Source organism: Streptomyces sp. NPDC018031 (assembly GCF_044327625.1).
GTDB lineage: Bacteria > Actinomycetota > Actinomycetes > Streptomycetales > Streptomycetaceae > Streptomyces.
On sequence record NZ_JBIRFT010000001.1, the window covers coordinates 1,016,416 to 1,042,119 of the forward strand.

Annotated in this window: 20 protein-coding genes; 8 read left to right on the plus strand and 12 right to left on the minus strand. The window is 72.8% G+C overall.

Going from position 1 to position 25,704, the window contains the following annotated elements:
- Positions 1 to 467: 467 nt before the first annotated feature.
- Together ACH4B3_RS04310 and ACH4B3_RS04315 are read right to left on the minus strand one after the other, a co-directional pair.
- The gene (locus ACH4B3_RS04310; protein WP_398461170.1) at positions 468 to 1,784 is read right to left on the minus strand and encodes an MFS transporter; all 1,317 of its coding nucleotides are present in this window, start codon (positions 1,782 to 1,784) and stop codon (positions 468 to 470) included.
- Positions 1,781 to 2,686, minus strand: coding sequence for an aminotransferase class V-fold PLP-dependent enzyme (locus tag ACH4B3_RS04315; protein ID WP_398461171.1), 906 nt, complete (start codon positions 2,684 to 2,686; stop codon positions 1,781 to 1,783). Before ACH4B3_RS04315 ends, ACH4B3_RS04310 begins: the two co-directional genes overlap by 4 nt.
- A gap of 390 nt (positions 2,687 to 3,076) precedes the next feature.
- Here ACH4B3_RS04315 and ACH4B3_RS04320 point away from each other — a divergent pair, with 390 nt between their 5' ends.
- From ACH4B3_RS04320 to ACH4B3_RS04335, 4 genes are all read left to right on the plus strand, one after another.
- Positions 3,077 to 4,066: an STAS domain-containing protein gene (locus ACH4B3_RS04320; protein ID WP_398461172.1), complete on the plus strand. Its 990-nt coding sequence runs from the start codon at positions 3,077 to 3,079 to the stop codon at positions 4,064 to 4,066.
- 215 nt (positions 4,067 to 4,281) lie between these two features.
- The gene (locus tag ACH4B3_RS04325; RefSeq protein ID WP_398461173.1) at positions 4,282 to 4,794 is read left to right on the plus strand and encodes a DUF5994 family protein; all 513 of its coding nucleotides are present in this window, start codon (positions 4,282 to 4,284) and stop codon (positions 4,792 to 4,794) included.
- A gap of 102 nt (positions 4,795 to 4,896) precedes the next feature.
- On the plus strand, positions 4,897 to 6,090 hold the full coding sequence (locus ACH4B3_RS04330; protein WP_398461174.1) for a PP2C family protein-serine/threonine phosphatase: 1,194 nt from the start codon (positions 4,897 to 4,899) through the stop codon (positions 6,088 to 6,090).
- 300 nt (positions 6,091 to 6,390) lie between these two features.
- The gene (locus ACH4B3_RS04335; RefSeq protein ID WP_398461175.1) at positions 6,391 to 8,484 is read left to right on the plus strand and encodes a hypothetical protein; all 2,094 of its coding nucleotides are present in this window, start codon (positions 6,391 to 6,393) and stop codon (positions 8,482 to 8,484) included.
- A 201-nt stretch (positions 8,485 to 8,685) separates the two neighbouring features.
- Here the strand turns inward: ACH4B3_RS04335 and ACH4B3_RS04340 are convergent, their stop codons facing one another.
- Positions 8,686 to 10,047, minus strand: coding sequence for a hypothetical protein (locus tag ACH4B3_RS04340; RefSeq protein WP_398461176.1), 1,362 nt, complete (start codon positions 10,045 to 10,047; stop codon positions 8,686 to 8,688).
- 502 nt (positions 10,048 to 10,549) lie between these two features.
- Between ACH4B3_RS04340 and ACH4B3_RS04345 the strand changes: the two genes are divergently transcribed.
- On the plus strand, positions 10,550 to 11,041 hold the full coding sequence (locus ACH4B3_RS04345; protein ID WP_398461177.1) for a MaoC family dehydratase: 492 nt from the start codon (positions 10,550 to 10,552) through the stop codon (positions 11,039 to 11,041).
- Position 11,042: 1 nt separating this feature from the next.
- On the opposite strand, the gene ACH4B3_RS04350 is transcribed toward ACH4B3_RS04345, so the two are convergent.
- The 7 genes from ACH4B3_RS04350 to ACH4B3_RS04380 are packed head-to-tail and all read right to left on the minus strand — an operon-like array spanning position 11,043 to position 18,296.
- Complete coding sequence (locus tag ACH4B3_RS04350) at positions 11,043 to 12,005, minus strand: ornithine cyclodeaminase family protein (RefSeq protein ID WP_398461178.1); 963 nt, start codon at positions 12,003 to 12,005, stop codon at positions 11,043 to 11,045.
- Positions 12,002 to 13,039: a 4-hydroxy-2-oxovalerate aldolase gene (gene dmpG, locus ACH4B3_RS04355; RefSeq protein ID WP_398461179.1), complete on the minus strand. Its 1,038-nt coding sequence runs from the start codon at positions 13,037 to 13,039 to the stop codon at positions 12,002 to 12,004. The genes ACH4B3_RS04350 and dmpG overlap by 4 nt, the downstream gene beginning before the upstream one ends.
- Positions 13,036 to 14,001: an acetaldehyde dehydrogenase (acetylating) gene (locus tag ACH4B3_RS04360; protein ID WP_398461180.1), complete on the minus strand. Its 966-nt coding sequence runs from the start codon at positions 13,999 to 14,001 to the stop codon at positions 13,036 to 13,038. The genes dmpG and ACH4B3_RS04360 overlap by 4 nt, the downstream gene beginning before the upstream one ends.
- Positions 13,998 to 14,885 (minus strand): HpcH/HpaI aldolase/citrate lyase family protein, encoded by an 888-nt coding sequence (locus tag ACH4B3_RS04365; protein ID WP_398461181.1) that lies wholly within the window; start codon positions 14,883 to 14,885, stop codon positions 13,998 to 14,000. Before ACH4B3_RS04365 ends, ACH4B3_RS04360 begins: the two co-directional genes overlap by 4 nt.
- Complete coding sequence (locus tag ACH4B3_RS04370; RefSeq protein ID WP_398461182.1) at positions 14,882 to 16,162, minus strand: aminotransferase class I/II-fold pyridoxal phosphate-dependent enzyme; 1,281 nt, start codon at positions 16,160 to 16,162, stop codon at positions 14,882 to 14,884. Before ACH4B3_RS04370 ends, ACH4B3_RS04365 begins: the two co-directional genes overlap by 4 nt.
- Positions 16,159 to 17,025, minus strand: coding sequence for a cupin-like domain-containing protein (locus ACH4B3_RS04375; protein ID WP_398461183.1), 867 nt, complete (start codon positions 17,023 to 17,025; stop codon positions 16,159 to 16,161). Before ACH4B3_RS04375 ends, ACH4B3_RS04370 begins: the two co-directional genes overlap by 4 nt.
- Positions 17,026 to 17,042: 17 nt before the next feature.
- Positions 17,043 to 18,296 (minus strand): MFS transporter, encoded by a 1,254-nt coding sequence (locus ACH4B3_RS04380; protein ID WP_398461184.1) that lies wholly within the window; start codon positions 18,294 to 18,296, stop codon positions 17,043 to 17,045.
- A 671-nt stretch (positions 18,297 to 18,967) separates the two neighbouring features.
- On the opposite strand from ACH4B3_RS04380, the gene ACH4B3_RS04385 reads away from it, so the two are divergent.
- The gene (locus ACH4B3_RS04385) at positions 18,968 to 20,383 is read left to right on the plus strand and encodes an aminopeptidase P family protein (protein ID WP_398461581.1); all 1,416 of its coding nucleotides are present in this window, start codon (positions 18,968 to 18,970) and stop codon (positions 20,381 to 20,383) included.
- 135 nt (positions 20,384 to 20,518) lie between these two features.
- Here the strand turns inward: ACH4B3_RS04385 and ACH4B3_RS04390 are convergent, their stop codons facing one another.
- Both ACH4B3_RS04390 and ACH4B3_RS04395 read right to left on the minus strand, forming a co-directional pair.
- On the minus strand, positions 20,519 to 21,880 hold the full coding sequence (locus tag ACH4B3_RS04390; protein ID WP_398461185.1) for a PP2C family protein-serine/threonine phosphatase: 1,362 nt from the start codon (positions 21,878 to 21,880) through the stop codon (positions 20,519 to 20,521).
- A 756-nt stretch (positions 21,881 to 22,636) separates the two neighbouring features.
- Positions 22,637 to 22,948: a 4a-hydroxytetrahydrobiopterin dehydratase gene (locus ACH4B3_RS04395; RefSeq protein ID WP_398461186.1), complete on the minus strand. Its 312-nt coding sequence runs from the start codon at positions 22,946 to 22,948 to the stop codon at positions 22,637 to 22,639.
- A 260-nt stretch (positions 22,949 to 23,208) separates the two neighbouring features.
- On the opposite strand from ACH4B3_RS04395, the gene ACH4B3_RS04400 reads away from it, so the two are divergent.
- Both ACH4B3_RS04400 and glpK read left to right on the plus strand, forming a co-directional pair.
- On the plus strand, positions 23,209 to 24,048 hold the full coding sequence (locus ACH4B3_RS04400) for an MIP/aquaporin family protein (protein ID WP_398461187.1): 840 nt from the start codon (positions 23,209 to 23,211) through the stop codon (positions 24,046 to 24,048).
- A gap of 42 nt (positions 24,049 to 24,090) precedes the next feature.
- Entirely contained in the window at positions 24,091 to 25,608 is a 1,518-nt protein-coding gene (glpK, locus tag ACH4B3_RS04405) for a glycerol kinase GlpK (protein WP_398461188.1), read from the plus strand.
- The last annotated feature ends 96 nt before the right edge of the window (positions 25,609 to 25,704 follow it).

The following is a 25,704-nucleotide window of genomic DNA, read 5'->3' on the forward strand; positions in this document are numbered from 1 at the left end:
CGAACAGGCAGAAACTTCGCCTGCAGGTCCCCCGCTACCCAAGTTGCGGTACGAGACACGCCGGAGCAGACAGGGGCTCCCACCGTGGTTTGCAGCTGTTCGCGGCCGGAGTGACAGGGAAGGGCGGTGCGTGCCGCCGAAGTGGTCGACGGCACGCACGACCATCAGGGTGGGATGCGTGAACGATGCGTGAGCGCACTGCCTCGGACGCGCTGCCCAGCACTGGTCACGGCCCCACGCCGTGCAGCGCTGATCAGCAAGTACAGCACCACACAGCACGGCCCATAATCCTCGATCAAGGACCCAATTCCACTCCTAGAGCGGGTGTCGCAGGTTCGAATCCTGCCGGGGGCGCAGAGAAGCAGCAGGCCGGAGGCCCTGCCGTCCTAGGGGGCGGCGGGGCCTCCGTTCTCGTAGCGCCTGCTTGGTACCAACCGTTCGTGGCAGGGCCTTCGGTGTTCTCCGTCTCAGTCTGCGGTCTGTCCGTCCGCTGCCGCCGTGACCCGTTCCTCCGGTCCCGACGGCAGGCTGCGGAGTCGGCTCACCGGGGACAGGGCCAGTGCGATCAGCACGGCGGCGGATCCGATCGCCGCCACGGTCAGCGCAGCCTGGGCGCCGATCCGGCCGGACAGCAGGCCCGCGCACAGACCGCCGAGTGCGCCGCCGCCGAACAGCAGGGTGCGGAAGACCGCCGTCATCCGGCCCATCATCGACTGCGGGGTACTGGCCTGGCGCAGGCTGACGATGACGACGCCGGCGACGCCCAGTCCGAGGTAGGTGGTGAAGAAGGAGAGGACGAACATCGCCACCATCACCGGCCGGGGGCCGGTGGCCAGGACGATCAGCACCGGGCCGAGGAGAAGGGCCGACTGGGCGACGAGATAGACGAGGCCGAGCCGGAAGCGCCGGATGACGTTGCGGGAGATCGCCGCACCGATCAGACCGCCCACGGAGGCGGTCGCGAAGATTCCGCCGAGGGTCGTCGAACCGAGGTGCAGGTCGCGTGTTCCGTACAGCAGGAACATGGTCCACACGGTGACCATGGAGAGGTTGCAGCAGAACCCGATGAACGCCAGCGACCGCAGCACCGGGTTCTTCAGCACCCAGCGCAGTCCGTCGCGGAGCTCGGTCGGCCAGTGCCGTCGTACGGCCGGGGGGTCGGGACGGGGCTCGCGGGTGCGGATGAGCAGCAGCGAGACCAGGGACACCAGGTAGGAGAACGCGTCCACGATCAGCGCCACGGGCGCGGTCACGGCGCCGACCAGCACTCCGGCGAGCCCGGGCCCGGCCACATCGGCTGCCGAGGAGCTCATCCCCATCTTGGCGCCGGCTTCGACATAGTGCTTGGGGTCGCGTACGAGAGTGGGTACGTACGACATCCAGCTCACGTCGAACAGCACCGAGGCGACGCCGACGGCACAGGCGATCACCAGCAGCGAGACCAGGCTGAGCGCATCCGTCCAGTAAAGGACGGGCACGAGGGTCAGCAGGATCATCCGGACGAGGTTGGCGCCGAGCATGAGGCGCCGCCGCCGGTAGCGGTCGGCCCAGACCCCGAAGATCAGGGCGAGCGCGAGATAGGGGACGAGTTGCAGGAACCGCAGGACGCCGACCTGCTCGTCGGTGGCGTCGAAGGCGAGGATCGCTGTGAGCGGCAGGGCGAGGTTCGTGACCTGGGCACCGAGGAGCGAGAGTGTCTCGCCGAGCCAGAACCTGAGGAAGTCGCCGTTGCGCCAGAGGCTTTCCGGAGACCGTTCCGCGGTGGGTGTCTGCGTGCCGGTCATCGCCGTCCCCGGCCGGCGAGGTCCGCGACCGCGTCCGCGACGTGGTCCACCTGCTCCTCGGTGTCGTAGTGCGGCGACGACCGCAGGCACCCTTCGGCGCTCTCGTCGCCGAAGTCGAACCGTGCGAACTCACCTCTTTCGAGCGCCGAGTTGATGCCGCGGGTGTCCATGGCCGCCTTGAACGGCTGCGGCTGCCGGCCCGCCACGCCGAAGGTGACGAGCGCGGCAAGGCGCGGGTCGCGGTCGAGCACGCTCACCCCGGGTATGCGTTCGAGACGGCCACGCAGCCGGGCCGCGCGCGCCGGTGTGCGCTGCTCGACGGCCTGGATGCCGACCCTGCGGGCATAGCGCGTCGCCGCGGCGCTGCCGAGCACCGTGGCGTACGGGAACTCCCGCTCCTCGAACCGGCCCGCCGCCCCTACGGGCTCGTAGCCGCCCGGCTCGGTCCGTCGGGCGCCGTGCATGCCGGTGAGCGGCGGTTCGTGACCCGCACGAAGGACGCGATCGGAGACGTACCGGAATCCCGAACCACGGGGGAATTCGCGGCGGGTGGCGGTGCGGAGGTCGCAGCCGATCTCCTCCACGTCGATGACGAACTGGCCTACCGACTGGCAGGCGCCGACCAGGTCGTTGTCGGGCGTGGTGTCGATGAGGACGGCGATCTCCGTGTGGAGCTCGGGGTCTTCGGCCACACGGGCGGCCGGTGCCTCGTAACCACCGATCCGTGCTTCGAGGCCCAGAGGGCCGACCATCGCGTCCGTCATGGGCAGGTCCGGCATCCCGCAGCCCGCGTTGTGGAAGCGGATGACCTGGCGACACCCCGGGGTGCCGGCCCGCAGGGCGGCGACGTCCGGCTGAAGTGCTTCCCGAGGAGGGTCAGTAGCGCTATTCTCGTCTCTCATAAATGACAGTAGCACTTTCGCCATACCGCGGCCGGACCCCCGCCTCGCCCGAGCAGGGCTACCACTTCACAACTGGCGGACAAGGAGAGCAGGTCCTCCCGGTCAACAGAAGAGGCCGAGCAGCTCCTCCACGGTCCGGAGCTTGACAGCCCCGGAGCCGGTTCCGGCCGCCCGCGACGTACGGTGGGAGGTACCGAGGGCATCGCGTACTCCGGCCGCCGCGCCGGGTCGTCCTCGGCGAGAGGCGAATCCCGGGCCGCCCCAGGGGTCGGCGCGGAGACGGGTCGGCATCATGTCCGCCGCGGTCGAAGCAACTCCACGCAGGCTCGCCATGGCCGCGTCCGTACCGCGTGCCCGTACCGGCCTGCGCTCCTGTCGAGGGGAGGTGTGATGGTCCTTCCCCGGCTGGACATCCACCGGCGGAACCGGGGGGAGGGTGCCGTCGTCACGCTCGCCGGTGAGATCGGACCGGCCACCGCGCCGCTGCTGCGGGACGCGCTCGAGCAGTGTCTGCGCGACGGCGTCACCGTCATCGACGTCGACCTGACCACGGTCGGCTCCTGTGACGCCAGGGGCCTGGACGTCCTGCTGTCGGCGTCACGGCGCGCCAGCCGAGTGCACGCCTCCTTGCAGTTGCACCACCCGTGCACACAGATCACCCGGCTCCTCGCTGTCACCGGGTCCACCCCTCTGCTCCTCCCGGCCCCCACGGCTCCGGTACCGCCCGCCCTGCCTCCTGGTCCCGTGGAAACGGCCTCCTCGGGTCCACCGACCGACGCGAAGCGGACGCTTGAGCACACCGCTCGCGGGCCGGTCCTCCAGGACGGGATCCGCCTGCGCCCGCTGACCCGTTGGCAGACCGAGGGGATGCGGGAGGACATTGCGGACCTGGACATGGCATCCGTCGCCGACACCCCCGGGGAGTCGTTCCACGACCGGGGACGGTTCCTGCGCCGTCTGGCCGCCAGTGCCCGGCGCCCCGGTTTCGCTCTGCTCGTCGCCGAGACGACGGGGCTGGTCGGCTGCGCCTACGGGTTTCCGGTGGGCCCGGACGGCTCCGGCGGGCGTGGGCTCGACCGGATGCTGCGGGAGAGCATCCCCCCGCTGACCGCCTGCGCACGGTTCCTGCTCCTCACGCAGGTGGTGGCCCATCCGCACGCTCAGCGCCGCGACATCGCCCGCCGCCTGCAACAGCGTCTGCTCACCGACCGGCGCGCCGCCCTGGGAGTCGTGCTGCTCCATCCGGCTGACCAGACCGGACAAGCCACCTTCGAGTCCTGGGGCTGGCAGAACATGGGCGAGGTCGTCGGTCTGCCGGGTCCGGTCGCCCCCTGTGTGCTGATCCTGCCCAGGGAAGGGCCGACCCGAGCCGGCCGGTGATCGAGTGCCTGCCGCGGACATCCGTGGCGCGGGCGACGGGCGGCCGCGCCGTCCCGGCCGGTAGGGCCGCCCGGCTCGGCACCTCGCGCCGCCCCCCCATGGCCGGGAGTACGCTGACCTTACCGAGAGCTTTTCGGGCGCACGACCACGACGGCGCCCATCCCGGCGAGTGACGGATGCGGGCTGCCGCGAGCCGCCCGGGACGGGATCCCACGATGGGCGCCATCACAAGGTTCGCCGAAGGTACGTCACCGGGAGACGCGCACACCTACCGGATGCCCTTGCCCCGGCTGCACCTCACACCGGGCGCCAGCCACGGCCCGCTGGACGGAGCGTGGTGGCCTCGCTGCGAGGCACTGGAACTGGAGCTGCCCGCGCTGGTCGGCTCCCTGGACCCGGCTGTCGGCACCGTCACCCGCGCGACCGTGGACACCTCGTCCTGGCCCGGTGCCCCGCAGCGGGTGACGGCGCCCGGCCACGTGATCGAGGTGGTCCGGACCGACCTCGCCGCCGAGGCGCATGCCATCACTCTGGACTGCGGCACGGTGGGGCGATGGGAGCTGCTGGTGATCCCGTGCGACGAACCGGCCGGAGCGGCCGGCCGGCTGCTGACGGCTGCCGCCGACCCCGAGAACCCGCTGTCGGCTCCGCGCATGCTGGCACTCGCCGAGGAGGGCCTTGACGGAGAGGCGAGATGGGAATCGGAAGGAGGGCACGGACTCAGGTGAGTGCCCACCGCCTGTCGGGCCCGTGCGACCGGCCGGCTGGTCGGTCGTCGTCCCGAACCGCCCCGCCGCAACGGATGCGCGCGGACCATGGCGGGTGAGCGGATGACGCCCGGACGGCGTGCGGACCGCTCCGAGAGCTTCGGGGAAACGCTGCTGGGAGCCGTTCTCGATCGCGCGCACGAGCTTCCTCCCCATCTCATCGGGCCGCTGGTCGCCGAGGTGCTGGGACGGTTGGGGGGCCGGCGCCCGCAGGTGCTGCTGCAGGACTACGGCCAGCTGCTGCTCGCGCCCCTGCCCGGGGAGGGCCTCACGGGCGGGGAGTCACAGGTGATCGACGCCTCCGAGGCCGGGCGCTGCTTTCTCGACGCGGTCCCCGTCGAACTGCCCGAGGACGACGGCGTTCGGGTCCACCTACCGCTGCTGGACGGCGGCGACCAGGTGGGTGTCATGGCAGTGACCCTGGACAGCGTCGATGACGACGACCGACGCCTGCTGCTGAGGATGTCCGGCCTGGTGGCCGACCTGCTGGTCACCAAGCACGGCTACTCCGACCTCTTCTTCGGTGTCCGACGCGGTGAGCCGATGAGCGTCGCCGCGGAGATCCAGTGGTCCCTGCTGCCACCGCTGGCGATGATCATGCCTCGGGTCGCCGTGGCCGGGATCCTGGAACCCGCCTATGACGTGGCCGGCGACAGCTTCGACTACGCGCTCAACGGGGACGTCCTCCACGTGGTCATGATCGACGCTATGGGGCACGGGCTGGACGCGGCCACGATGGCCACCGTGGCCATCGGCGCCTACCGCCACGCCCGCCGCCTCGGCGTCGGACTGTCGGGGATCTACGACTTCATGGACCGCGCCGTGGGGGAGCAGTTCGGCCCCGAGCACTTCGTCACCGCGCAGATGATGCAGCTGGACACGACGACCGGACAGACGCAGTGGGTGAATGCCGGGCACCCATCGCCGATCCTCGTGCGCGACCACCGCGTCGCGCGGCGCCTGATCGCCCCGACGACCCTCCCGGTCGGCCTGGGCGGTTCGGAACCACGAATCAGCGAGCTCGTGCTGGAACCCGGGGACCGTGTCCTCTGCTTCACCGATGGACTGGTCGAGGAGCACAAGACCGGTGGGGAGGAGTTCGGGGAGGGCCAGCTGATCGACTGTGTGAACCAGCTGGAACGAACCGGCCGCGGGATCCGGGCGGTGACGCGCTCCCTGTCGCACACGCTCAAGCGGGCACGGGGCGGGCACACCACCGATGACGCGACGCTGCTCATGGTGGAGTGGCGCGGCTGACCTCCCCGTCGCCGTCCGACGCCACTTCCGCGGAGCTCGGGCGAGGGCCGGCCCGTCGGCCCGGTCCTGCCCGCTTCCGCTGTCGAGTGAGCGTCCGGCTGGGTGACGACGCCCGCGCGCGACCGGGGCCCGTCGGGCCGGTTCGCCGTCGGGACTGCGCTCGCGGGGAGTGCTCCGAAAATGGGTGCGATATACGGGGCGGGATTTGCCAGGGGTGAAAGGAAGATTTCCAAAGGGTCGGACATGTGGGCCGGGGCGTCAGTAGCGTGCGTGGGCATGGGAGTTGCGAGGGATGAGCCGATGTCTCCTCTGACGTGGGAGATGCGTGCGACCGGGATGCCGTTGTTGCCGGGGCCGCGGGACGGGTGGATCGCCGGGCTGGACGGGCTGATAGCGGAGCTGTCCGGGGAGGGGTCGGTGCCCGTCCCGCGCGGGGAGCCGCCGGTGCCGGGCGGGGCGGGGGCCGGGGGGCTGGACCGGCACCAGTTGCAGCGGTTCGTCCGGGCGGGGCTGCTCCGGCGGGAGGGCGCGGCGTTCCGGCCCAGTGCCGCGGCCCTGGAGTGGCGGCGCGGCGGCGAGCCAGGGCTGCTGGTGGAGATCCTGCACCGGCACGTCAGGTTCGTGGGTGAGTTGATGGCCGCGCTTGCGGACGGGCCGCGCACCCATGAGCAGTTGCTCGACCTGGCGCGGGAGCGGTTCGACCTGCCGTGGGAGACCCCGGGTCCGGTGCGCGACCGGACCGCGTGGCTCGCGGTGACACGGATGGTCGATCTCTTCGGGGGCCGGCTGCACCTGACGGACGCCGGCCGGGAGGTGCTGGGGCGGCTGGTGCTGGGCGGACCCGAGGCGGACGACGCCGAAGCGGTCGCGCCGCTGCCGCCCACCGTGGGGGCCGTCGCCGAACTGCTCGGTTCACTCGACGGAGCCGCCCTTCGGGCGCGGGCGGACGGGGCGAACCTCTATGTGCCCGGCGGCTCCGCGAACGGCGGCAGGCTGGACGCGCTTGAGGTACTCACCGAGGCGGCCAGTCCGTCGGTCACGGACGCGGACTTCGTGCGCCTGGTCCAGGAGACGTTCCCCAACGCCCGGACCTCCGCCACGGCGCGTACGGCGAAGGACACGTTGAAGGCCCTCGGGCTCATCGAGCGGACGTCGTCCGAGACGTGGAGCGCCACGCCGGCCGCGCTCGGCTGGCTGGAGTCGGGCGAGCCGCTGGATCTCGCGCGCATCGTCCATGCCTCGATCGCCTTCTTCGGCGAGCTGCTGGGTGAGCTGGACCGTGCGATCCGGCCCACCTCGGGCGCGCTCGCGGAGCGCAGTGCGCGGTATCTGCCCAACCGGGGGAAGCCTCTGACCAGGAGCGCGGTCAACACCCGGCTCAGTCTGCTGGAGGCCTGCGGCCTGGTCACCCGCCTGTCCCAGACCACCTACCGCACGACGCCGCTCGGGCGGGCGTTCCGGGACTCACTCCCCTGCCTGGGCGCGGACGACGCCGCGTCCGGTGCGCCGGTCGGCGACCGCGCCGGCGAGCCTCAGGGAGCTTCGCCCGGCACCGGACCGCGTTCCGGCCCGCTCGGGGCGGACATCGCGGCGGAGTTGGAGGATGCCGCGCGGGACAGCGCGAACCACCGGCGCCTGGAGCGGGCGGCGGTGGTCGCGCTCGGCTATCTGGGACTGCCGGGTGAACATGTGGGCGGCAGCGGGGCGGCGGACGGGCGGGTGCGCTTCGGGGTGGGCGCGGAATCCCGGCTGCTGGCCGTGGAGGCGAAGACCGCCGCGACCGGGCGGGTGGTGGACCAGTCGCTGTTCGGGCTCGCGGAGCACCGGGCGGACATGGGCGCCGAGGCCACGCTGCTCATCGGCCCGGGGTTCGAGCGACGCATGCTGAAGGAGGCCGACGACGACCCGGCCATCGCCGTCATCGAGACCGGGCTGCTGGCCGAGGTCGTCCGCCGGCAGGAGCAGACGCCGCTCACCCCGGCTCAGCTGGCGCCCCTCTTCGATCCCCGGCTGCGCGCGGCCGAGCGTGAGGACGCCATCCGCGGCTGCTGGGAGGCGCAGGAGATCCGCGGCCAGCTCGAGTACGCGCTGGTCGACATCCTCAACGTGGAGGCCGAGGACCCGCTGGAGGAGGGTGGCTGGCTCGATCTCACCTCGGTCCGGCGGGAGCTTCGGACCCGCGGCTACCGCGTCGAGGAGACCGAGGTCGTGGCGGCCCTGGAATTCCTGGCCTCCGCCCGGGTGGGGGTACTGCAGGGCTCCGGGCGGGGCTACCGCTGCACGGCCGGCGTCCACACGGCGGGGCAGCGCATCCGGGCCCTGGGGCACCAGTGGGCGGCGGCCGCGGAGCTCCACCACCGGAACCGACCGGCGGGCGGCACCGGCCGGGCGTAGCGCGGTTCCCGGCGGTGGGCCGTCGCCGCCCCCGCCGAAGCGCGCCGCCCCGCCCCGGCCGCCCGGAGCGCCAAGCCATCCCCGGCCCGGCCGCGCGCGGCGGCCGGCCGGTCGCCAAGCCGCCCCGGGGACGGCCGAGATCCGACCCCGGGCTCGCCGGCCCGGCCCGGCCGCGGCCAGCGGCCGGCCCGGGGCCACCGGCTATACCGCGACCACGCAGTCGTCGGAGCTGCGGGTGCCCAGCACGCTGACTATCCCGCTGGTGCCGTCGCCGAAGAAGCGGGAGAACAGTCCGGCCGGGCGGCCGCCGAACAGCAGCGGCCCGAAGACCGGGGCGATGTCCACGTCGTGCGGCTGGTCCGCGTCGTCGGCGATCATCGCCAGTCGGCAGGTGCGCGGCTCGACGAACTCCTGCACCACGCTGGTGCCGGTCCCGGCGGCCGCGGTCACCGCCGTCTCCCAGTCCTGCTGGGTCGTCTGCCGGCCGATGACGACCTGCTTGCCGCTCATCCCGATGCTCTCCTTGAGCACCAGCGACTCGCGGTGCTCCACGGCGTACCGGACGAGGTCGACCTTCCGGTCGCCGCGGTGGGTCCAGCGGTGGCCGAGGATCCGGGTCCACGGCAGGTAGGTGTCGACCAGGGCGCGTTCGGCGGCGCTCATCCACGGCCGGCCCTCGGACAGCATGCCCATGGTGAGTTTGCTGGACAGGAAGGTGGAGGTCTGGGTGCCGACCAGCAGGCAGCCCTGGTCCAGCGCGGCCTGCACCGGGGCGGTGTCGATGCCGAGTTCCTCCCAGTCCGGGATGGTGAAGTCCCGCAGCCCCAGCGGGTAGCGCAGGTGCGCGGGGCAGTCCCAGGCCTCGTGCAGGTCCTCGGGTTCGAAGAACCTGGCGGTCAGCCCGTGGCTGTTGAAGTAGTCGGTCTGCAGGTCGAAGTACCGGGTAAGCCCGCCCTGGTCGCGCGCGCTGCCCAGCAGGGCCACCCGGGGGGCCGCCCCCAGCTCCGCGCACAGGTCCTGGAACATCGCGGTCCGTACGGCGAACGGGTCCTGGTAGGCGAACGGCAGCCGGCCCAGGTCGTCGGCGTAGAGCCGGCGCCACACCTCCAGCCGGCAGTGCGTCTCCACCGGGCCGCCGAGCGCCCCGCTGACGTTGAACTCCAGGAACTGCGGCCCGTTCGGCCCGATCACGATGTCCGGGCGGGTCACGCAGTCCGCGTACCGCTCCTCGACGAACTGGTCGGCCATGAAGAGCTGGTGCTCGTTGGGCGGCATCCGGTACGCCGCGAGGCGCCCCTCGGTGGTGGGCGCGCTCTCCAGCGCGGTGCGGCGCACCAGGTCCAGCAGCGCCGCCGTCACCCGGAACAGCTCGGCGTAGGACGCGCGGGGCAGGGCGATGGGCGCCGCGGGCAGCAGGGACTGGTGCGGCCAGCCGGTGTCCCGGATCTCGGTGTGCAGCATGTCCCGGATGGTGGAGCCGGGCGCCGCGGGAGCCAGCCGGAGCCCGCCGAACCACGGGTGTCCGGACGCGGCTTGCGGGCCGGCCTCCTGGAGCTTGCTCATCCGCAAAACCTTCCTCTCTGCGTGGTCCGCCGGCGCGCCCGTGGTCAGGCGTCCGCCGGGGTCTGTCGTCGGTCGTCCGCCGGCGCCCGTCGTCAGGCGTCCGCCGGTGTCCGTATTCGGTATTCGGTCGTCCGCCGGGGTCTGTCGTCAGGCGTCCGCCGGGGTTTGTCGTCGGTCGTCCGCCGGGGTTTGTCGTCAGGCGTCCGCCGGGGCTGGGGTCGGTCGTCCGCCGGGGCTGTCGCCGGTCGTCCGCCGGGGCCGGTGTCGTGGGGCCGCGGAGGGGACGGGGGTGGTGTCCGCCGCCCGGGGCGGCGGGTCGCGCCACGCGGCATCCCGCCCCGGCGGGGGTACCGGGCCGGGTGCCCGGGGCAGGGTGCCCGCCGCCGGCCGGGGTCCGGACGGGCCTCGCTAGTCTTGGCGCCGGGGGCGGTGCGGCCACCGGCGTCGCCGTCCCGGTGGGACCTCGCCGGATCACGGGCTACCGCACACGGGAGGACGACGCATGACGCTGCGCCAGGTCGGGGACAACGAGTACGTCGAGGAGCACGGCGGGGACTACGAGGACTTCGAGCCGGGGATGGTGATCCGGCACTGGCCGGGCCGGACCATCACCGAGACCGACAACACCTGGCTGACCCTGCTGACCATGAACCAGCACCCGCTGCACTTCGACCGCCACTACGGGGCGGGGGCCGAGTACGGGCGGGTGCTGGTCAACAGCGGGATCACCCTCTGCCTGATCGGCGGCATGACGGTGCAGGCGCTGTCCGCGCGGGCGGTGGCCAACCTCGGCTGGGACAAGGTCCGCCTGAAGGACCCGGTGTTCGTCGGTGACACGCTGTACGCGACGAGCCGGATCCTGTCCAAGCGGCTGTCCGCGTCCCGGCCGGGGCAGGGCATCGTCACCGTGGAGACGACCGGCACGAAGTCGACCGGGGAGGCCGTCATCGTGTTCGAGCGGTCCTTCATGGTGCGCTGCCGCGAGTCGGCCTGAGTCACCCCCCGGCGTCCGCGGTCTCGTGGAGCGCGGCCGCGGCGGCGGTGTCCTCGATCGCCATGCCCACACAGCGGAACACCGTGGTACGGCCGTCCGCCGCGGTCGCCCCGTTCACCAGGTCGCCCAGGTCGTGCAGGTCGTCCTCGCCGATGAGCCCGCCGGCCAGTGCGGCCCGCACCTCGCCGGCGTCGGCGAGCGCGGCGGCGCGTTCCTCCACCACGACGTAGCCGGACCCCAGCAGCGCCGGGTCGACCTCCAGGGCGTCCTCGTGGGTGCCGCCGATCACGTTCAGGTGCGCCCCGGGGGCCACCCAGTCGGCGGCCACCAGCGGGGTCCGGTCGCCGGTCGAGGTCGTGGTGCAGATGATCTCGGCGTCGGCGACGGCGGCCTTCGCGGTGTCGCACACCGTGACCCGGACCGGGTGTTCCGCGGTGTCGCGGACCCATCCGGCGAACTCCTCGGTGCGCTGCCGGGTGCGGGAGAAGACCCGGACCGAGCGGACCGGGCGGACCGCGGACACCGCCCGCACCACCGCGCGGGCCTGTACCCCGGCCCCGATCACCGCCAGGTCCGCGGCGTCCTCGGGCGCGCACAGGCGGGTCGCGAGGCCGGCCACCGCACCGGTGCGCACGGCGGTCAGTTCGGCGCCGTCCAGCGTCGCGGTGATCCGGCCGGTCTCCAGGTCGGTGAGCACCACCACGCCGTGGATCAGCGGCAGGCCGCGGCCGGGGTTGTCCGGGGTGAGCGTGGTGATCTTGACGCTGCCCACCCCCCGGCGTTCCCAGACGGCCGTGCCGGCCAGCAGCTCCCGCCGCGGGCCGTGCTGGACGATCGTCCGGGGCGGTGACCAGGTGCGGCCCCGGGACAGGTCGGCGAACACCTCGGCCAGCGTGTCGATCACCCGCAGCAGCCGGCCGGCGCCGGCCATCTGCTCGGCGCCGATCCACCTCGGCCCGGTCATACCGCGGCCTGCCGGGCGCTCAGCTCGGACACCACGTCCACGATCAGGTCCTCCTGGCCGGCGATGGCCTGCCGCCGGCCGAGTTCGAAGAACACGTCGCGCGGGTCGACCCCGGCCCGCCCGGACAGCTCCAGCACCTGGTGCTTGAACCCGGAGAACACCCCGGCCAGGCCGCTGACGATGCTGAGCGAGCCGGTGACCGGGGGCGCCGGCATGAGCTCCCGCTCGGCGAACTCGGCGGCGTCCAGCAGCCCGTACAGGTCGATGCCGGTCCGGAACCCGGTGCGCTCCAGCACCGGTACCAGCACCTCCAGCTGGGTGTTGCCCGCACCGGCGCCGAAGCCGCGGGCGCAGCCGTCGATGATCCCGGCGCCGGCCTGGGCGGCGGCGACGGAGTTGGCCACCGCCATGCCGAGGTTGTTGTGCCCGTGGAAGATCACCGGCACGTCGACCGCCCCGGCGATCGCGCCGATCCGCTCGGTGACGTCGGCCGGCAGGAAGTGGCCGGCGGAGTCCATGATGCCCACCGCCCGCGCCCCGTACCCGACCACGACGGCGGCGTGCTCGGCCAGTTCGGCGGGGGTGGCCATGTGGCTCATCATCAGCACGCAGTGCGCGTCGGCTCCCTCTTCGCGCAGGAAGCCCAGATGGCGCTCGGCCAGTGAGGTCTCGGTGCAGTGCACCCCGATGCGGATCACGTCGGCGCCGTGCGCGATCGCCTTCCGCAGGTGGTCGGAGGTGCCCCAGCCGGGCAGCATGAACACGCCCATGCGGCTGTTGCGCAGGGCCTCCCGCACGGTGGACAGCATCAGGTCGTCGCTGACGGCGGCCCGCCCCACCTGGAGCGAGGAGGCGCCCAGACCGTTGCCGTGGCCGACCTCCACCACCGGGACGCCGGCCGCGTCGGCCGCCTCGGCGTAGCCGCGCAGCGCGGCGACGCCGAGCTGGTGCCGCACCGCGTGCTGGCCGTCGCGCAGCGTGGGGTCGTATATCAGCACGTCACTGTCCCGGCCCTGCTCGGTTCGCTCGGTCATCGCCCCGCCCCGGTCCGGGCGGCCACGGCGAGCCGGGCCGCGTGCTGCTCGGCGACCAGGATGGCGGCCGAGTTGATGATGTCCAGGTTCCCCGCGTACCCGGGCAGCACGTCGCTGTCGGCGGTGACCTCCAGGGACACCACGACCCGGTCGCCGTTCACCGTGCAGGCGACGACCCGGTATCCGGGCGCGAAGGTCCGCATCCGCTCGGCCGCCTCGTCGACCACCGCGCGTACCGCCAAGGCGTCGGCTCCGGGGATCACCGCGTGGACGGCGGTCCGGAAGGTCGCCGGGGGGACCGCCGGGCTGATGTTGAGGATGGCCTTGGTGTCCGGCACGCCGGAGAACGTGGTCAGCGCGTGCTGCGTGGTGGCGACGTACTCGTCGAGGTTGAGCCGGGTGGCCCGGCCGGCGATGGTGCTGGCCACGGTGGAGACGACCTCGATGTACTCCACCTTGAACCGGCCGGCGAGCGCGTGCGCGACCGGGACCGACGCCTGGCCGCCGCAGCTGATCAGGTTGACGTTGCGCGCGGCCGTGCCCTCCGCCGCGGCGGGGGCGTCCCCGCCGGTCACCGTGGGCACCACCATCTGCCCGACCTTGCTCGGGGTCAGGTCGATCAGCAGGGTGTCCAGGGGCCGCAGCAGCCGCCAGTGCTCGGCGTGCGACATCGCGTTGGTGGCGTCGAAGACCACGTCGAAGGGGCGCGGGGCGGCGAGGACGGCGTCGATGCCGTCCGCCGAGACCGGGTAGCCGAGTCCGGCGGCGTGCCGAAGGCCCGCGGACTCCGGGTTGCGGCCGGCCACCAGCCGGCACTCCAGCACGGCGGAGCGGTGGATCTTGCCGACCAGGTCCTGGCCGATGGCGCCGGTGCCGATGACGGCGACGGTCGCGGGCGGCACGGTGCCGGGCGCGTCCCCGTTGGCGTCCCCGGTCGCGGTCACGTCTTCTGCGACGGTCATCGCCGGGCCTCCTCGCCGCTGCCGCCGGTTCCGGCGAACCGTTCGGTCCAGGCGTCCCCGCGGGCCACCGTGGTACGGGCCAGCCGGGCGAACGGCGGGCCGACCATGTTGCCGTCCAGGACGGCGATGCCGCCCTTCGCCGCCCGCACGGCCTCGGTGACCCGCCGGGCCAGCCGCAGGCCGTCCGGGTCGGGCCGCAGCGCCCGGTTGATGGCGTCCAGCTCGCTGGGGTGCACCGCGGCCTTGCCGTGGAAGCCCAGCTCACGCGCGCGCTGGAGCTCCTCGGCCAGTACCTCGGGCTCGGCGAGCCGGAAGTTGGCGGTGTCGATGCAGCCGCTGCCGTAGCGGGCGCAGGCCAGTGCCATCGCCTGGCGGGCGGCGAGCAGGCCGGCCCAGGTGATCTCCACGCCGAGGGTGGCGGCCAGGTCCGCCGATCCGAGGACCAGCCCGTCGGCGGCCGCCGCGATGGCGTCGATGGCGGCGACGGCGGCCGGGGTCTCCAGGGTCACGTAGATCTGCGGGTGGGCGCCGGCGGAGGCCAGGGTGGCGCGCAGCAGCGTCACCTCGACCGCGGAGTCCACCATCGTCATCACGATGAAGCCCGGCCGGACCGGGGACGCGGCGAGCATCGCCAGGTCGTGCACCGCGTCGAGGGTGCCGAGCGGGTTGACGCGTACCGCGAGGCGCCCGGGTTCGCCGGCCCGCTCCAGCGCCGCGGCGCACACGGTCCGCGCCGCGGCCTTCTCCGCGGGCGGTACGGAGTCCTCCAGGTCGATCAGGTGTACGTCCGCGTCGTAGGACCAGGCCTTCACGACCCGGTCCAGGTCGAGCGCGGGCGTGTACAGGATGCTGCGCGGGATGGCCCGGGCGGTGGTGCCGGTCATCTGGTGCCCTCCCCCGGCAGCGGGGTGGCGGGCTGGGCGCCGACCTCGACGAGCACCCGGCTCAGGTCGCGGATCTGCTGCTCGGTCTGCCCGGCGCGCATCATGACCCGCAGGCCGGCCGTGCCGCGCGCGACGATGGGGAAGAACACCGGCGAGACGTAGAACCCGGCCTCGATGACCCGGCGGCCCGCCTCGATCACGGTCGCGTCGCTCATCGGCACCAGCCGGATCGGGAAGGTGCTGCCGCCCTGCTCGGTGTGGACCAGCGAGTCGAACAGCTCGATGTTGCGGTAGAGGCGGTTCTGCAGGGTGGTGAGTTCGGGGGTGCGGTGGATCTCCGCCGAGGCGAGGCCGGCCCCGACCGACGCGGTGTTCAGCAGCTGCGAGTAGTTCAGGGCGCCGCCGAAGCGCTCGATGACGCGCAGCGTCTCCTTCGACTGGCCGTCGAGCACGATCGCCGCGCCGCTGGTGCCGAACGCCTTGTTCAGGGTGACCACGGTGATGGTGCGCTCGTCCAGCACCGGGCTGTGGGTGCGGACGTAGCCGACGCCCCGCTCGCCGTACGCCGACAGCGAGTGCGAGTCGTCGTAGTAGACCAGCAGGCCGTACTTGTCCTGGAGTTCGGCGAGTTCCTTCACCGGCGCGTAGCCGCCCAGGCTGTCGCTGCCGTCGCAGACGTAGGCGACCCGGGCGTACTTCCGGCACATGTCCTCGATGTAGTCGAGGTCGTGGTGGCGGGAGGTGACGACCTCGGTCTCGTCGGCGCAGACCGGCTTGAGGTTCGCCATCGAGATGTGGGCGTTCTTGTCGAAGATCATCAGCGGCCGGGTGCCGTCGCCCAGGTGCCCGGAGGCGATCAGCGGCAGCAGGCCGAAGGTGGCGGTGCTGGCGGCGATGGAGCAGACCACCTGGGCGCCGAACAGCTCGCCGAGGGAGACCTCCAGCTCCTGCATGGCGGGGATCTGCACCCGGCTGCGGGCGATGCAGTGGTCGAGCACGCCGTAGCGGCGCATGGCGTCGATGCCGCCCTCGATCACCTTGGGGTGGGAGTCGAGGTCCAGGTACGAGCAGCAGCTGAAGTTGACGAACTCGTGGCCGTCGGCGATGAACTCGTGGCCCTCGGTGGCGCGCAGCACGCCGGCCGCGGGGTCGAGGTCGGCCACGATCCCGGCCAGCCCGTTGCGCTCCGACATGTCCCAGAACTGGTTGCCGATCCCGATCAGCTTGTCGTTGTTGCGGTACCGGTGGGTGGGGGTGATGGTCTCGCGCTCGGTCATGACTTCGTCCCCGCCGGTTCGTAGTTGTAGACGCCCTTGAGTTTCCGGTACACCGCGGTGTAGATCGCCACGCCGAGCACGTACGGCCTGCGGAAGATCTTCGCGTCGCGGAGCCAGAAGTTCATGTTGATGTTCATCTCGTCCAGCGACTCGGCCTGGTGCCACCAGCCCAGCGGCAGATAGAGCATCTGGCCGGGCTCCAGGATGAGTTCGCGCCGCTGGGCGAGCTTGGCGGCGAGCTTGGGGTAGCGCGCCCAGTCCACGTCGTCGAAGTCGAAGACCTGGGACTTGTCACCGAAGCCGTCCTTCAGCGACCGGGGGTAGTACTCCCAGAAGCCGGGGGGTGCCAGGACGAACCGCTTCCGGCCCTCCAGGCAGATGTTGAAGTTCTCCAGCTCGTCGAAGTGGCTCTGGGTGAAGACGCCCTTGTGGCTGATCCACAGGTTGGCGGCGTTCATCGGGCCCCGGTAGTCGAACAGCTTCCCGGCGTCGAAGCCGAGGATCGCGTTGACGTCGGCGGGGCTGTTGCGGAAGTTGGAGACGATGCGGTTCCAGGTGCCGGGGTCGGTCATGTACCGGTCGTCCGCGAAGAACTCGCGGAGCCTGATCTCCTTGGTGGTCCACCGCTCCGAGTTCTGCTTGTTGCTCGGCTCGGTGAACAGGGTGACCGCCATGTCGCCGAGCCGCTCGGCGACACCGTCCCGCCCCAGGCCCTCGGTGCCCTTCGGCAGGGTGATCACCACGGGGACGTCGGCCCGGATCAGGGCCTCCCGTCCGAAGGCCATGAACTCGTCGAACGAGATACGGGGGACCGGTAGACCCCCGAGGTTGTCCCGCCCGGAAACAGAATGCGCTGTGTTCACAACTCTGTCCTTATTGTTCATTGTTCGGCTACCGCCATTTCCGAAGCCGGCCGCGGAGCCGGCTTCCCCCTCCGCAGCGCGGGCTGGCCCACGAGGCTCAGGGTCAGGGCGACGACGCCGCCCCCGACCGCGGCCCACGCCGCCTGAGCGGAGCTGTTCAGCTCGGCCAACTGGCCGCCGGCGGCCGTGCCCGAGGCGATACCGAGGGCTCCGCAGCTGGTGAGCCAGGAGAACGCCTCGGAGAGAGTGCCCTTGGGGGCGAGGGATTCCAGCAGGGTGCTCCCCGCGATCAGGGCCGGCGAGATCGCGATCCCCGCGACGACGGCGAAGCACGCCATCACGAGGGAGGAGCCGGCGAAGGCCAGCGGCACCGCGCCGAGCGTCAGCAGACAGGTGGTGACGGGCAGCAGCCGGGACTGCGGGAGGCGCCAGTCCACCGCCCCGTAGACCGCCCCGGCGATCAGGCTGCCGACCGCCGTCAGCGCCAGCAGCACACCGCCGAGACCGGGCGTCCCCTGCTCCTTGGCGAACGCGATCAGCGTGACGTCGACCGCGCCGAACTGGAAGCCCATCCCGGCGTAGGCGATCATCAGCACCCAGACCCCCGGCACCGTGATGGCCCGCTGGGAGCCGTGGCCCCGGGCCGCCTCGGACACCGGCTCGGACCGGCGGTGCAGCGCCACGAAGACCGACCCGACGGTGGTCAGGGACACGCAGGCGACCAGGCCCGCGGCCGGGTGCACCGCCGACGCCAACGCGGTGACCAGCAGCGGGCCGAGCAGGAAGATGGTGTCGTCCAGCATGGACTCCATGGCGTAGGCCGTCCGCAGCACGCCCTGGCCGACCATCGCCGCCCACCGCGCCCGCATGAACCCGGTGAACGACACCGAGGTGCAGCCGGTGGCCACCGCCGCCAGGCACATCACCCACAACGGGGCGCGCGTTCCGATCGACACCAGCAGCAGCGTCATCCCCACCGCGTGCCCCAGGCACGCGGAGAGCAGCACGTTCCGCTGGCTGTGCCGGTCGGCGAGGCGTCCGAGCACCGGGCTGGCCACCCCCTGCGAGAGCAGCATCGCCGCCGCCACCGTGCCCGCGTCCGCGAGCGACCCGGTGACGTCGGAGATCAGCAGCAGGACGGCGATGGGCCGCATGGCGATCGGGAACCGGCCGACCATTCCCCACAGGGCCAGCGCCGCGGCGCCGGGTTCGCGCAGCAGGCGAAGATAGGACCCCAGTCCGGAACTCGACCCCGATGTACCTGCGGACACGACGCTCCCGTCTGCGTAACACGTCAAGTTGCCACATCACCGTGGCGCTTGGCCGGCTCCGGGTGCCGGAGCGGCCGAGCGCACGTCAGCCACCGCCACATGGATGGCCGCGCCGAGCACCGAACTGCGAGCACAGGGCGGCGGTCAAGGATCCGCGCGCCGCACTGCGGGGTGGAGCTGGTCCAACTTCGGGTGTTCCACGGCCCTTCACGGGCCGGCCCGTACCTGACCGCGGGAGCACACAGCGTGAACCACGTGCCGCTTCCAGGGCCAGATGTCCGGGCGACTGCGAAGGTGAACCTAGTTGAGGCGATCTAGTCAGCCCATCGACAGATGGCGTATACGAAGCGCAGGATTTCTGACAAACGTATGATGCGGGACGGGGCGGTCTCTGTCAGGAGAGAAGCCACCGGCGAGGTGGCGGAAATTCCCTCGATCCCGTTCTCCCCAAGGGGTGTCCGGCCTGCCGCGGTCCGGTGCGCCCGCATCCCACAGGCTGAGACCCGGCCCGGTCCCGCCCACCCATACGATGGCTGGCGGCCGCGTGCGACGGAGCAGGCGTGCCCGATTCGATTCAGGAGGCAGTCGTGACCGAGCGGACGTCCGAGGGCCAGGAGCCCGGCCAGGAACCCCAGGCCGTCGAGAGCCCCGAGGGCGAGCGGACCGAGGCCATCAAGCAGCGCAAGAACGGCCTGGAGCGGGGGGTGAGCGACGAGCTCGCCGAGAACATGAAGCGGGGCTGGGCCGACACCGAGCGGCACGACCTGCGCCCCATCGAGCAGGCCGGGCACACCGCCCGCCGCCGCGCCGCACTCTCCGCCCGCTTCCCCGGCGACCGCCTGGTGATCCCGGCCGGCAACCTGAAGATCCGCGCCAACGACACCGACTACCGCTTCCGCCCGTCCTCCGACTACGTCTACCTGACCGGTGACCAGACCGAGGACGCGGTGCTGGTCCTGGAGCCCCGCGCGTCCGGCGGCCACGACGCCACCGCCTACCTGCTGCCCCGCTCCGACCGGGAGAACGGCGAGTTCTGGCTCTCCGGCCGGGGCGAGCTGTGGGACGGCCGGCGCAACAGCCTCACCGAGAACGAGCGGCTGCTCGGCCTGCCCTGCGAGGACGTCCGCACGCTGGCCGACGCGCTGCGGGAGGCCACCGGTCCGGTCAGGCTGCTGCGCGGCTACGACGCCGGCGTCGAGGCCGCCCTCACCGACAAGGTGACCGCCGAGCGCGACGAGGAGTTCCGGGTCTTCCTGTCGGAGATGCGCCGGGTCAAGGACGACTTCGAGATCGCCGACCTGCGGTTCGCCTGCGAGTCCACCGCCCGCGGCTTCGAGGACGTGGTCCGCTCCCTCGACAAGGCGGAGGCCACCTCGGAGCGGTACATCGAGGGGACGTTCTTCCTGCGCGCCCGGGTGGAGGGCAACGACGTCGGCTACAGCACGATCGCCGCGGCCGGCCCGCACGCCACCACCATCCACTGGGTGCGCAACGACGGCGCGGTCCGCTCCGGCGAACTGCTGCTGCTGGACGCGGGCGTGGAGACGCGCAACCTCTACACCGCCGACGTCACCCGCACGCTGCCCATCAGCGGCCGCTTCACCCCACTCCAGCGCAAGATCTACGACGCGGTGTACGAGGCCCAGGACGCCGGCATCGCGGCCGTGAAGCCGGGCGCCGACTACCGCGACTTCCACCTGGCCGCCCAGCGCGTGCTCGCCGAGAAGCTCGTCGAGTGGGGCCTGTTCGGCGACATGGACCTGGCGAAGGTCCTGGAGCTGGGCCTGCAGCGCCGCTGGACCATGCACGGCACCGGCCACATGCTCGGCCTCGACGTCCACGACTGCGCCGCGGCGCGCACCGAGATGTACGTCAACGGCACCCTGGAGCCCGGCATGGTGCTCACCGTCGAGCCGGGGCTGTACTTCCAGGAGGACGACCTGACCGTGCCCGAGGAGTACCGGGGCATCGGCGTCCGGATCGAGGACGACATCCTCGTCACCGAGGACGGCAACGAGATCCTCTCCTCCGGTCTGCCCCGGCAGGCGGACGAGGTGGAGTCCTGGATGGCGGGCCTCCGGGGCTGACGCGCTCCGGCGGTCCGGTACCGGCCCGCGCCGCCACCGTGCGGCGCGGGCCGGCGGCGTTCCGGGACGCCCCTGGCGGGGAGGGTCCCGGGCGGCCACGGGCCGGGAGGGTCCCGGGCGGCCACGGGCCGGGGCTCAGCCTGCCGGGGCGGGCCGCTCGGCGCCGGGCACCCGCACCGCGAGCAGCGCCAGGTCGTCGTGGCCGTCGCTGGGGTGCCGGTCGGCCAGCTCGGTGACGAAGTCCTCCAGCGGCAGTCCGGCGCGGGCCGCGGCGAGTCCGGCGAGCGCCTCCAGTGACGCGTCGAGCGGATGCGCGGGATGCTCCACCAGGCCGTCGGTGAAGAGGACGATGGTGGATCCGGCGGGGACCGGGTGCCGGTGGTCCGGGCGGAACTCCTCGACCAGCACCCCGAGCGGCAGCCCCGGGTCGCCGTGGAGGAACTCCGCCGTGCCGTCCGGGGTCAGCAGCAGCGGCGGGTGGTGGCCGGCGCTGCTCCAGTGCAGCGTCCACGGGGCGCCCGGGGCGCCGGCCGGGGCGGCCTCGATACGCGCCAGGCAGGCCGTGGTGACCGGGACGTCGGTGACCGCGTGCAGCGTGCGGTCGAGTTGGTGGAGCACCGCGCTGGGGGGCGAGCACCGGTCGTACAGCAGTGCGCGCAGCATGTTCCGGGTCTGCGCCATGGCGGCCGCGGCGTTCAGGTCGTGGCCGACCACGTCGCCGATGACCGCCGCCCAGGAGCCGTCGGGCAGCAGCATGGCGTCGTACCAGTCGCCGCCGAGGTGGTGCGGCTGCGCGGCCGGCCGGTACACCGCCGCCGCCTCGAACGGCCGCATGTCCGGGAGGATCGGCAGCAGCAGCCGCTGGAAGTGCTCGGCCCCGGAGTGGACCTGCTGGTACAGCCGGGCGTTGGCGACGGCGATGCCGGCCGCCCCGGCGAGGGCGACCAGGATCTCCTCGTCCTGGGCGTCGAAGGGCTTCCCGTCGTACCGCTCGGACAGGTAGAGGTCGCCGTAGATCTGCCCCCGGACGGTGATCGCGGCACCGAGCAGGGTGCGCATGTGGGGGTGTCCCGGGGGGAATCCGACCGAGGCCGGGTGGGCGGGGATGTTCTCCACGCGCAGCGGCTGCGGGTGGCGGATGAGGTGGCCGAGGACGCCCCGGCCGTGCGGGAAGTCGATCCCGGCCAGGGCGCCCCGCTCCCCCTCGGACAGCCCGGCGGTGATGAACTGGGCCAGTTCGGTCCCGCTCTCGTCGAGCACGCCCAGCGCCCCGTAGCGGGCGCCGACCAGGTCCATCGCGGTGGTGACGATGCGGTGCAGGACGGTGGGGAGGTCCAGCTCGCGGCTGATGGCGAGGACCGCGTCCAGCAGCGCCTGCAGCCGGTCCCGGGCGTGCACCAGGTCCGCCATCGGCCCGGCGGCCTCGTCCGGCGGGGTGTCCGGGCCCGGCCGGACGCCGGGTGGGTCGTGCCGCGGGGGCTCGTCCCCAGGTTCCATCCCGCTCTCCGTTCCGTCCCGGCGTTCCTCGCCACACCGTAGCGGCGATCACTCCCGGCCATGGCACGGCCCCGGCGCTCCGGGGGCGGCGTCCGGGTGCCGCGGCGGCCGGTCGAAGGGGCGCGGCCGCCGGGGCCGGGCCGGTCCCGGCGGCCGCCACGGGGCACCGGCGCGGCTCCGGCGGCAGCAGGGGCGCCGGGAGGTGTCCCGGGGGCGCCGCCGGGCCGTCAACTGCCATGCTGCCAGCCTCGGTTGACCATCGCCCGGGTTAGGCCTGGGCCATGGCTGAGCGCTGCGTTCATGACCTGATCGTCGAGCAGTGCGTGGACTGCGCGCCACCGCCCGGCGGGCTGCCGCGGTTCGTCCACATCACCGCCCGGGGCCAGGCGTTCCACCGCTCCGCCGGCTGCCGGGCCCTGCGGGAAGGCCAGGACTACGCCGCCCGCCTGGGCCCTGGAGACCCACACCCCGCGCCGGGTCCCGCTCGCCACCGCCAGGGCGAAGGGGCTCGGTGCCTGCGCCTCCTGCTTCGCGGGCTACCGGCCCGGCTGACGCCGCCCGACGGAGGGCTGTTTCGCTCGGCGGACGGGCGGTTGGCGCGGCCGGCCAAGGTCTCCGGCGACCGGCGTGGGGCGGCCCTCGACGGCGCCGGGGGCGGACCGGACGGCCTCCGCCGGCCGGGCGGACGGCACGGGCCCGGTCGGCGGGACGGCCGGAGCCGGTGCGGTGCGGGCCCCGCACCGGTGCCGGGCTCCGTCACGCCTGGGCCTGGACCCCGTGCTCCGCGGCGAGCGCGCTGATCCGGGCCGCCATCCCGGTGTCCTTGGCGGTGATGGCACCGCCCGCGTCATGGGTGTTCAGGCCGAAGGTGATGGTGCCGTACAGGATGGTGATCCGGGCGTGGTGGTCGGCCTCGTCCTCGGCCGCGGCGACGGCCGCGTACAGCCCGGGGACGGCGGACCTGGGGCCCTTGAAGGTCTTGGTCAGCTCCCCCTCCTGGACCGACCAGCCGGGAAGGTCGGCCAGGGCCTTCTCCAGGGCGGCGTCGGTCAGCGGCTTGGTGGGCATGGAGGCTCCTTCGCGTCGGTGGGCGCTGGTGTCCACCGTGCACCCTCCCGGGCGGGCCTTCCAGTCCGGCGCGGGGCGGGGCCGGCGGAACCCGGCGCGGCCCGGTCCGGATCGCGCCGGAGAAGCGGCCGCGGCGGCGGCCCGGGCGGCACGGGACCACCGGATGGGTGCGCTCGGCGAGCGGACACCGCTACCCCGTGCCGAGGATGAACGAGACGTGTTCCGGCACGCCTCCACGTCCCCTCGGGAAGCGGGTACCCATGTCTGAAGACACGACCCGGCCCAGACGGTCGGGTCTCATCGGTGAGCTGTCCGCCGAGTTCGCGGGCACCATGATCCTGATCCTGTTCGGCTGCGGCGTCGTCGCCCAGGTGGTGACCGGCGGGTTCCTGGCCGAGGGGGCGCTGGGTGACCACGACAGCATCGCCTGGGCCTGGGGCATCGGCGTCACCCTGGGTGTGTACGTCGCCGCCCGGCTCAGCGGCGCCCACATCAACCCCGCGGTCACCCTGGCGCTCGCCATGTTCAAGGGCTTCCCCTGGAAGAAGGTCGCCCCGTACGCGCTGGCGCAGACCGCCGGCGCGTTCGTCGCGGCGCTGCTGGTGCGGTGGAACTACACCGAGACGCTGGCCGCGGCCGACCCCGGGCACACCATCAAGACCCAGGGCGTGTTCTCCACCCTGCCGGGCAACGGCGTGCTGCCGGTCAGCGAGTGGGGCGCGTTCCGGGACCAGATCATCGGCACCGCGATCCTGCTGATGCTGATCTTCGCGGTGACCGACCTGCTCAACACCCCGCCGGGGGCGAACCTCGGCCCGTTCATCATCGGGCTGATCGTGGTGGCGATCGGTATGGCCTGGGGTTCGGACGCCGGATACGCGATCAACCCGGCGCGGGACTTCGGCCCCCGGCTGGCGTCGTACCTGACCGGCTACGGCGGAGCCTGGCGAGATCAGTACGGGGATCTGTACTTCTGGGTGCCGATCGTCGGCCCGCTGATCGGAGCCGTCCTCGGCGCGGCGCTCTACAAGTTCTTCGTCGGCCGCTTCCTCCCGGTGCCGGAGATGCAGGAACCCGGCCGCACCCCCGACCTGACCTGACGCGCGGCGCGTCGGCCCGACCGAGCACGAGAGGCGGCAGCGATGCCCGAGTTCGTCGGTGCGGTGGACCAGGGAACCACCAGCACCCGGTTCATGATCTTCGACCACTCCGGCAACGAAGTGGCCCGGCACCAGCTCGAACACCGGCAGATCCTGCCGCGGTCCGGGTGGGTCGAGCACGACCCGGTGGAGATCTGGGAACGCACCAACACGGTGATCCAGAACGCCATCCGGTCGGGCGGGCTCTCCGCCTCGGACCTGCACGCGATCGGCATCACCAACCAGCGGGAGACCACCGTGGTGTGGGACCCGCGCACCGGTCACCCGTACTACAACGCCATCGTCTGGCAGGACACCCGCACCGACGCGATCGCCGCCGCCCTGGAGCGGGACGGGCACGGCGAGGTGATCCGGCGCAAGGCCGGGCTGCCGCCGGCGACGTACTTCTCCGGCGGGAAGCTCAAGTGGCTGCTGGAGAACGTCGACGGGCTGCGGGAGGCGGCCGAACAGGGGCACGCCGTCTTCGGCAACACGGACGCCTGGGTGCTGTGGAACCTGACCGGCGGTCCGGACGGCGGGGTGCACGCCACCGACGTCACCAACGCCAGCCGCACCATGCTGATGGACCTGGAGACCCTGGACTGGGACGACGAACTGCTGCAGATCTTCGGGGTGCCGCGCGCCATGCTGCCGCGCATCCATCCGTCCGCGCATCCGGAGGCGTTCGGGCAGGCCCGTACCTCCCGCCCGCTGCGCGCCGCGATCCCCATCGCGGGGGTGCTCGGCGACCAGCAGGCGGCGACCGTGGGGCAGGTCTGCTTCACCCCGGGCGAGGCGAAGAACACCTACGGCACCGGCAACTTCCTGGTCCTCAACACCGGCACCGAGCTGGTGCGTTCCCGGTCCGGCCTGCTGACCACGGTGGCGTACCAGTTCGACGGCAGCCCGGCGGTCTACGCGCTGGAGGGCTCGATCGCCGTCACCGGGGCCGCGGTGCAGTGGCTCCGCGACCAGCTGAAGATCATCAAGGACGCGGCGGAGAGCGAGCGGCTGGCCCGCGCGGTGGAGGACAACGGGGGCACGTACTTCGTGCCGGCCTTCTCCGGGCTCTTCGCCCCGTACTGGCGCTCCGACGCCCGGGGCGCGATCGTCGGCCTGTCGCGGTACAACACCGGCGAACACCTGGCCCGTGCCACGCTGGAGGCCATCTGCTACCAGAGCCGTGACGTGGTGGAGGCGATGGAGCAGGACTCCGGGGTGCACCTGGACGTGCTCCGGGTGGACGGCGGGGTGACCGCCAACGACCTGTGCATGCAGATCCAGGCCGATGTGCTGGGCGTCCCGGTCAGCCGTCCGGTGGTCGCCGAGACCACCGCGCTGGGCGCGGCCTACGCCGCCGGGCTGGCCACCGGCTTCTGGCGGGACGCCGACGAACTGCGGTCCCACTGGCAGGAGTCGAAGCGCTGGGAACCGCAGTGGAGCGAGGAGCGGCGCGCGGAGGGCTACGCGGGCTGGAAGAAGGCGGTGGAACGGAGCCTGGACTGGGTGAAGGTGTCCTGACCCGCCGGGACGTCCGCTGCCCGCCACCGCGGGCCGCCCGCCGCGCGGCCTGCGCGGCGAGCGGCCTGCGCGGCGAGCGGCCTGCGCGGCGAGCGG

Bases quoted from the DNA above. Each gene is read 5' to 3' on its own strand.
- ACH4B3_RS04310 (WP_398461170.1), bottom strand. From the start codon at position 1,784: ATGACCGGCACGCAGACACCCACCGCGGAACGGTCTCCGGAAAGCCTC.
- ACH4B3_RS04315 (WP_398461171.1), bottom strand. From the start codon at position 2,686: ATGAGAGACGAGAATAGCGCTACTGACCCTCCTCGGGAAGCACTTCAG.
- ACH4B3_RS04320 (WP_398461172.1), top strand. From the start codon at position 3,077: ATGGTCCTTCCCCGGCTGGACATCCACCGGCGGAACCGGGGGGAGGGT.
- ACH4B3_RS04325 (WP_398461173.1), top strand. From the start codon at position 4,282: ATGGGCGCCATCACAAGGTTCGCCGAAGGTACGTCACCGGGAGACGCG.
- ACH4B3_RS04330 (WP_398461174.1), top strand. From the start codon at position 4,897: ATGACGCCCGGACGGCGTGCGGACCGCTCCGAGAGCTTCGGGGAAACG.
- ACH4B3_RS04335 (WP_398461175.1), top strand. From the start codon at position 6,391: ATGTCTCCTCTGACGTGGGAGATGCGTGCGACCGGGATGCCGTTGTTG.
- ACH4B3_RS04340 (WP_398461176.1), bottom strand. From the start codon at position 10,047: ATGAGCAAGCTCCAGGAGGCCGGCCCGCAAGCCGCGTCCGGACACCCG.
- ACH4B3_RS04345 (WP_398461177.1), top strand. From the start codon at position 10,550: ATGACGCTGCGCCAGGTCGGGGACAACGAGTACGTCGAGGAGCACGGC.
- ACH4B3_RS04350 (WP_398461178.1), bottom strand. From the start codon at position 12,005: ATGACCGGGCCGAGGTGGATCGGCGCCGAGCAGATGGCCGGCGCCGGC.
- dmpG (WP_398461179.1), bottom strand. From the start codon at position 13,039: ATGACCGAGCGAACCGAGCAGGGCCGGGACAGTGACGTGCTGATATAC.
- ACH4B3_RS04360 (WP_398461180.1), bottom strand. From the start codon at position 14,001: ATGACCGTCGCAGAAGACGTGACCGCGACCGGGGACGCCAACGGGGAC.
- ACH4B3_RS04365 (WP_398461181.1), bottom strand. From the start codon at position 14,885: ATGACCGGCACCACCGCCCGGGCCATCCCGCGCAGCATCCTGTACACG.
- ACH4B3_RS04370 (WP_398461182.1), bottom strand. From the start codon at position 16,162: ATGACCGAGCGCGAGACCATCACCCCCACCCACCGGTACCGCAACAAC.
- ACH4B3_RS04390 (WP_398461185.1), bottom strand. From the start codon at position 21,880: ATGGAACCTGGGGACGAGCCCCCGCGGCACGACCCACCCGGCGTCCGG.
- ACH4B3_RS04395 (WP_398461186.1), bottom strand. From the start codon at position 22,948: ATGCCCACCAAGCCGCTGACCGACGCCGCCCTGGAGAAGGCCCTGGCC.
- ACH4B3_RS04400 (WP_398461187.1), top strand. From the start codon at position 23,209: ATGTCTGAAGACACGACCCGGCCCAGACGGTCGGGTCTCATCGGTGAG.
- glpK (WP_398461188.1), top strand. From the start codon at position 24,091: ATGCCCGAGTTCGTCGGTGCGGTGGACCAGGGAACCACCAGCACCCGG.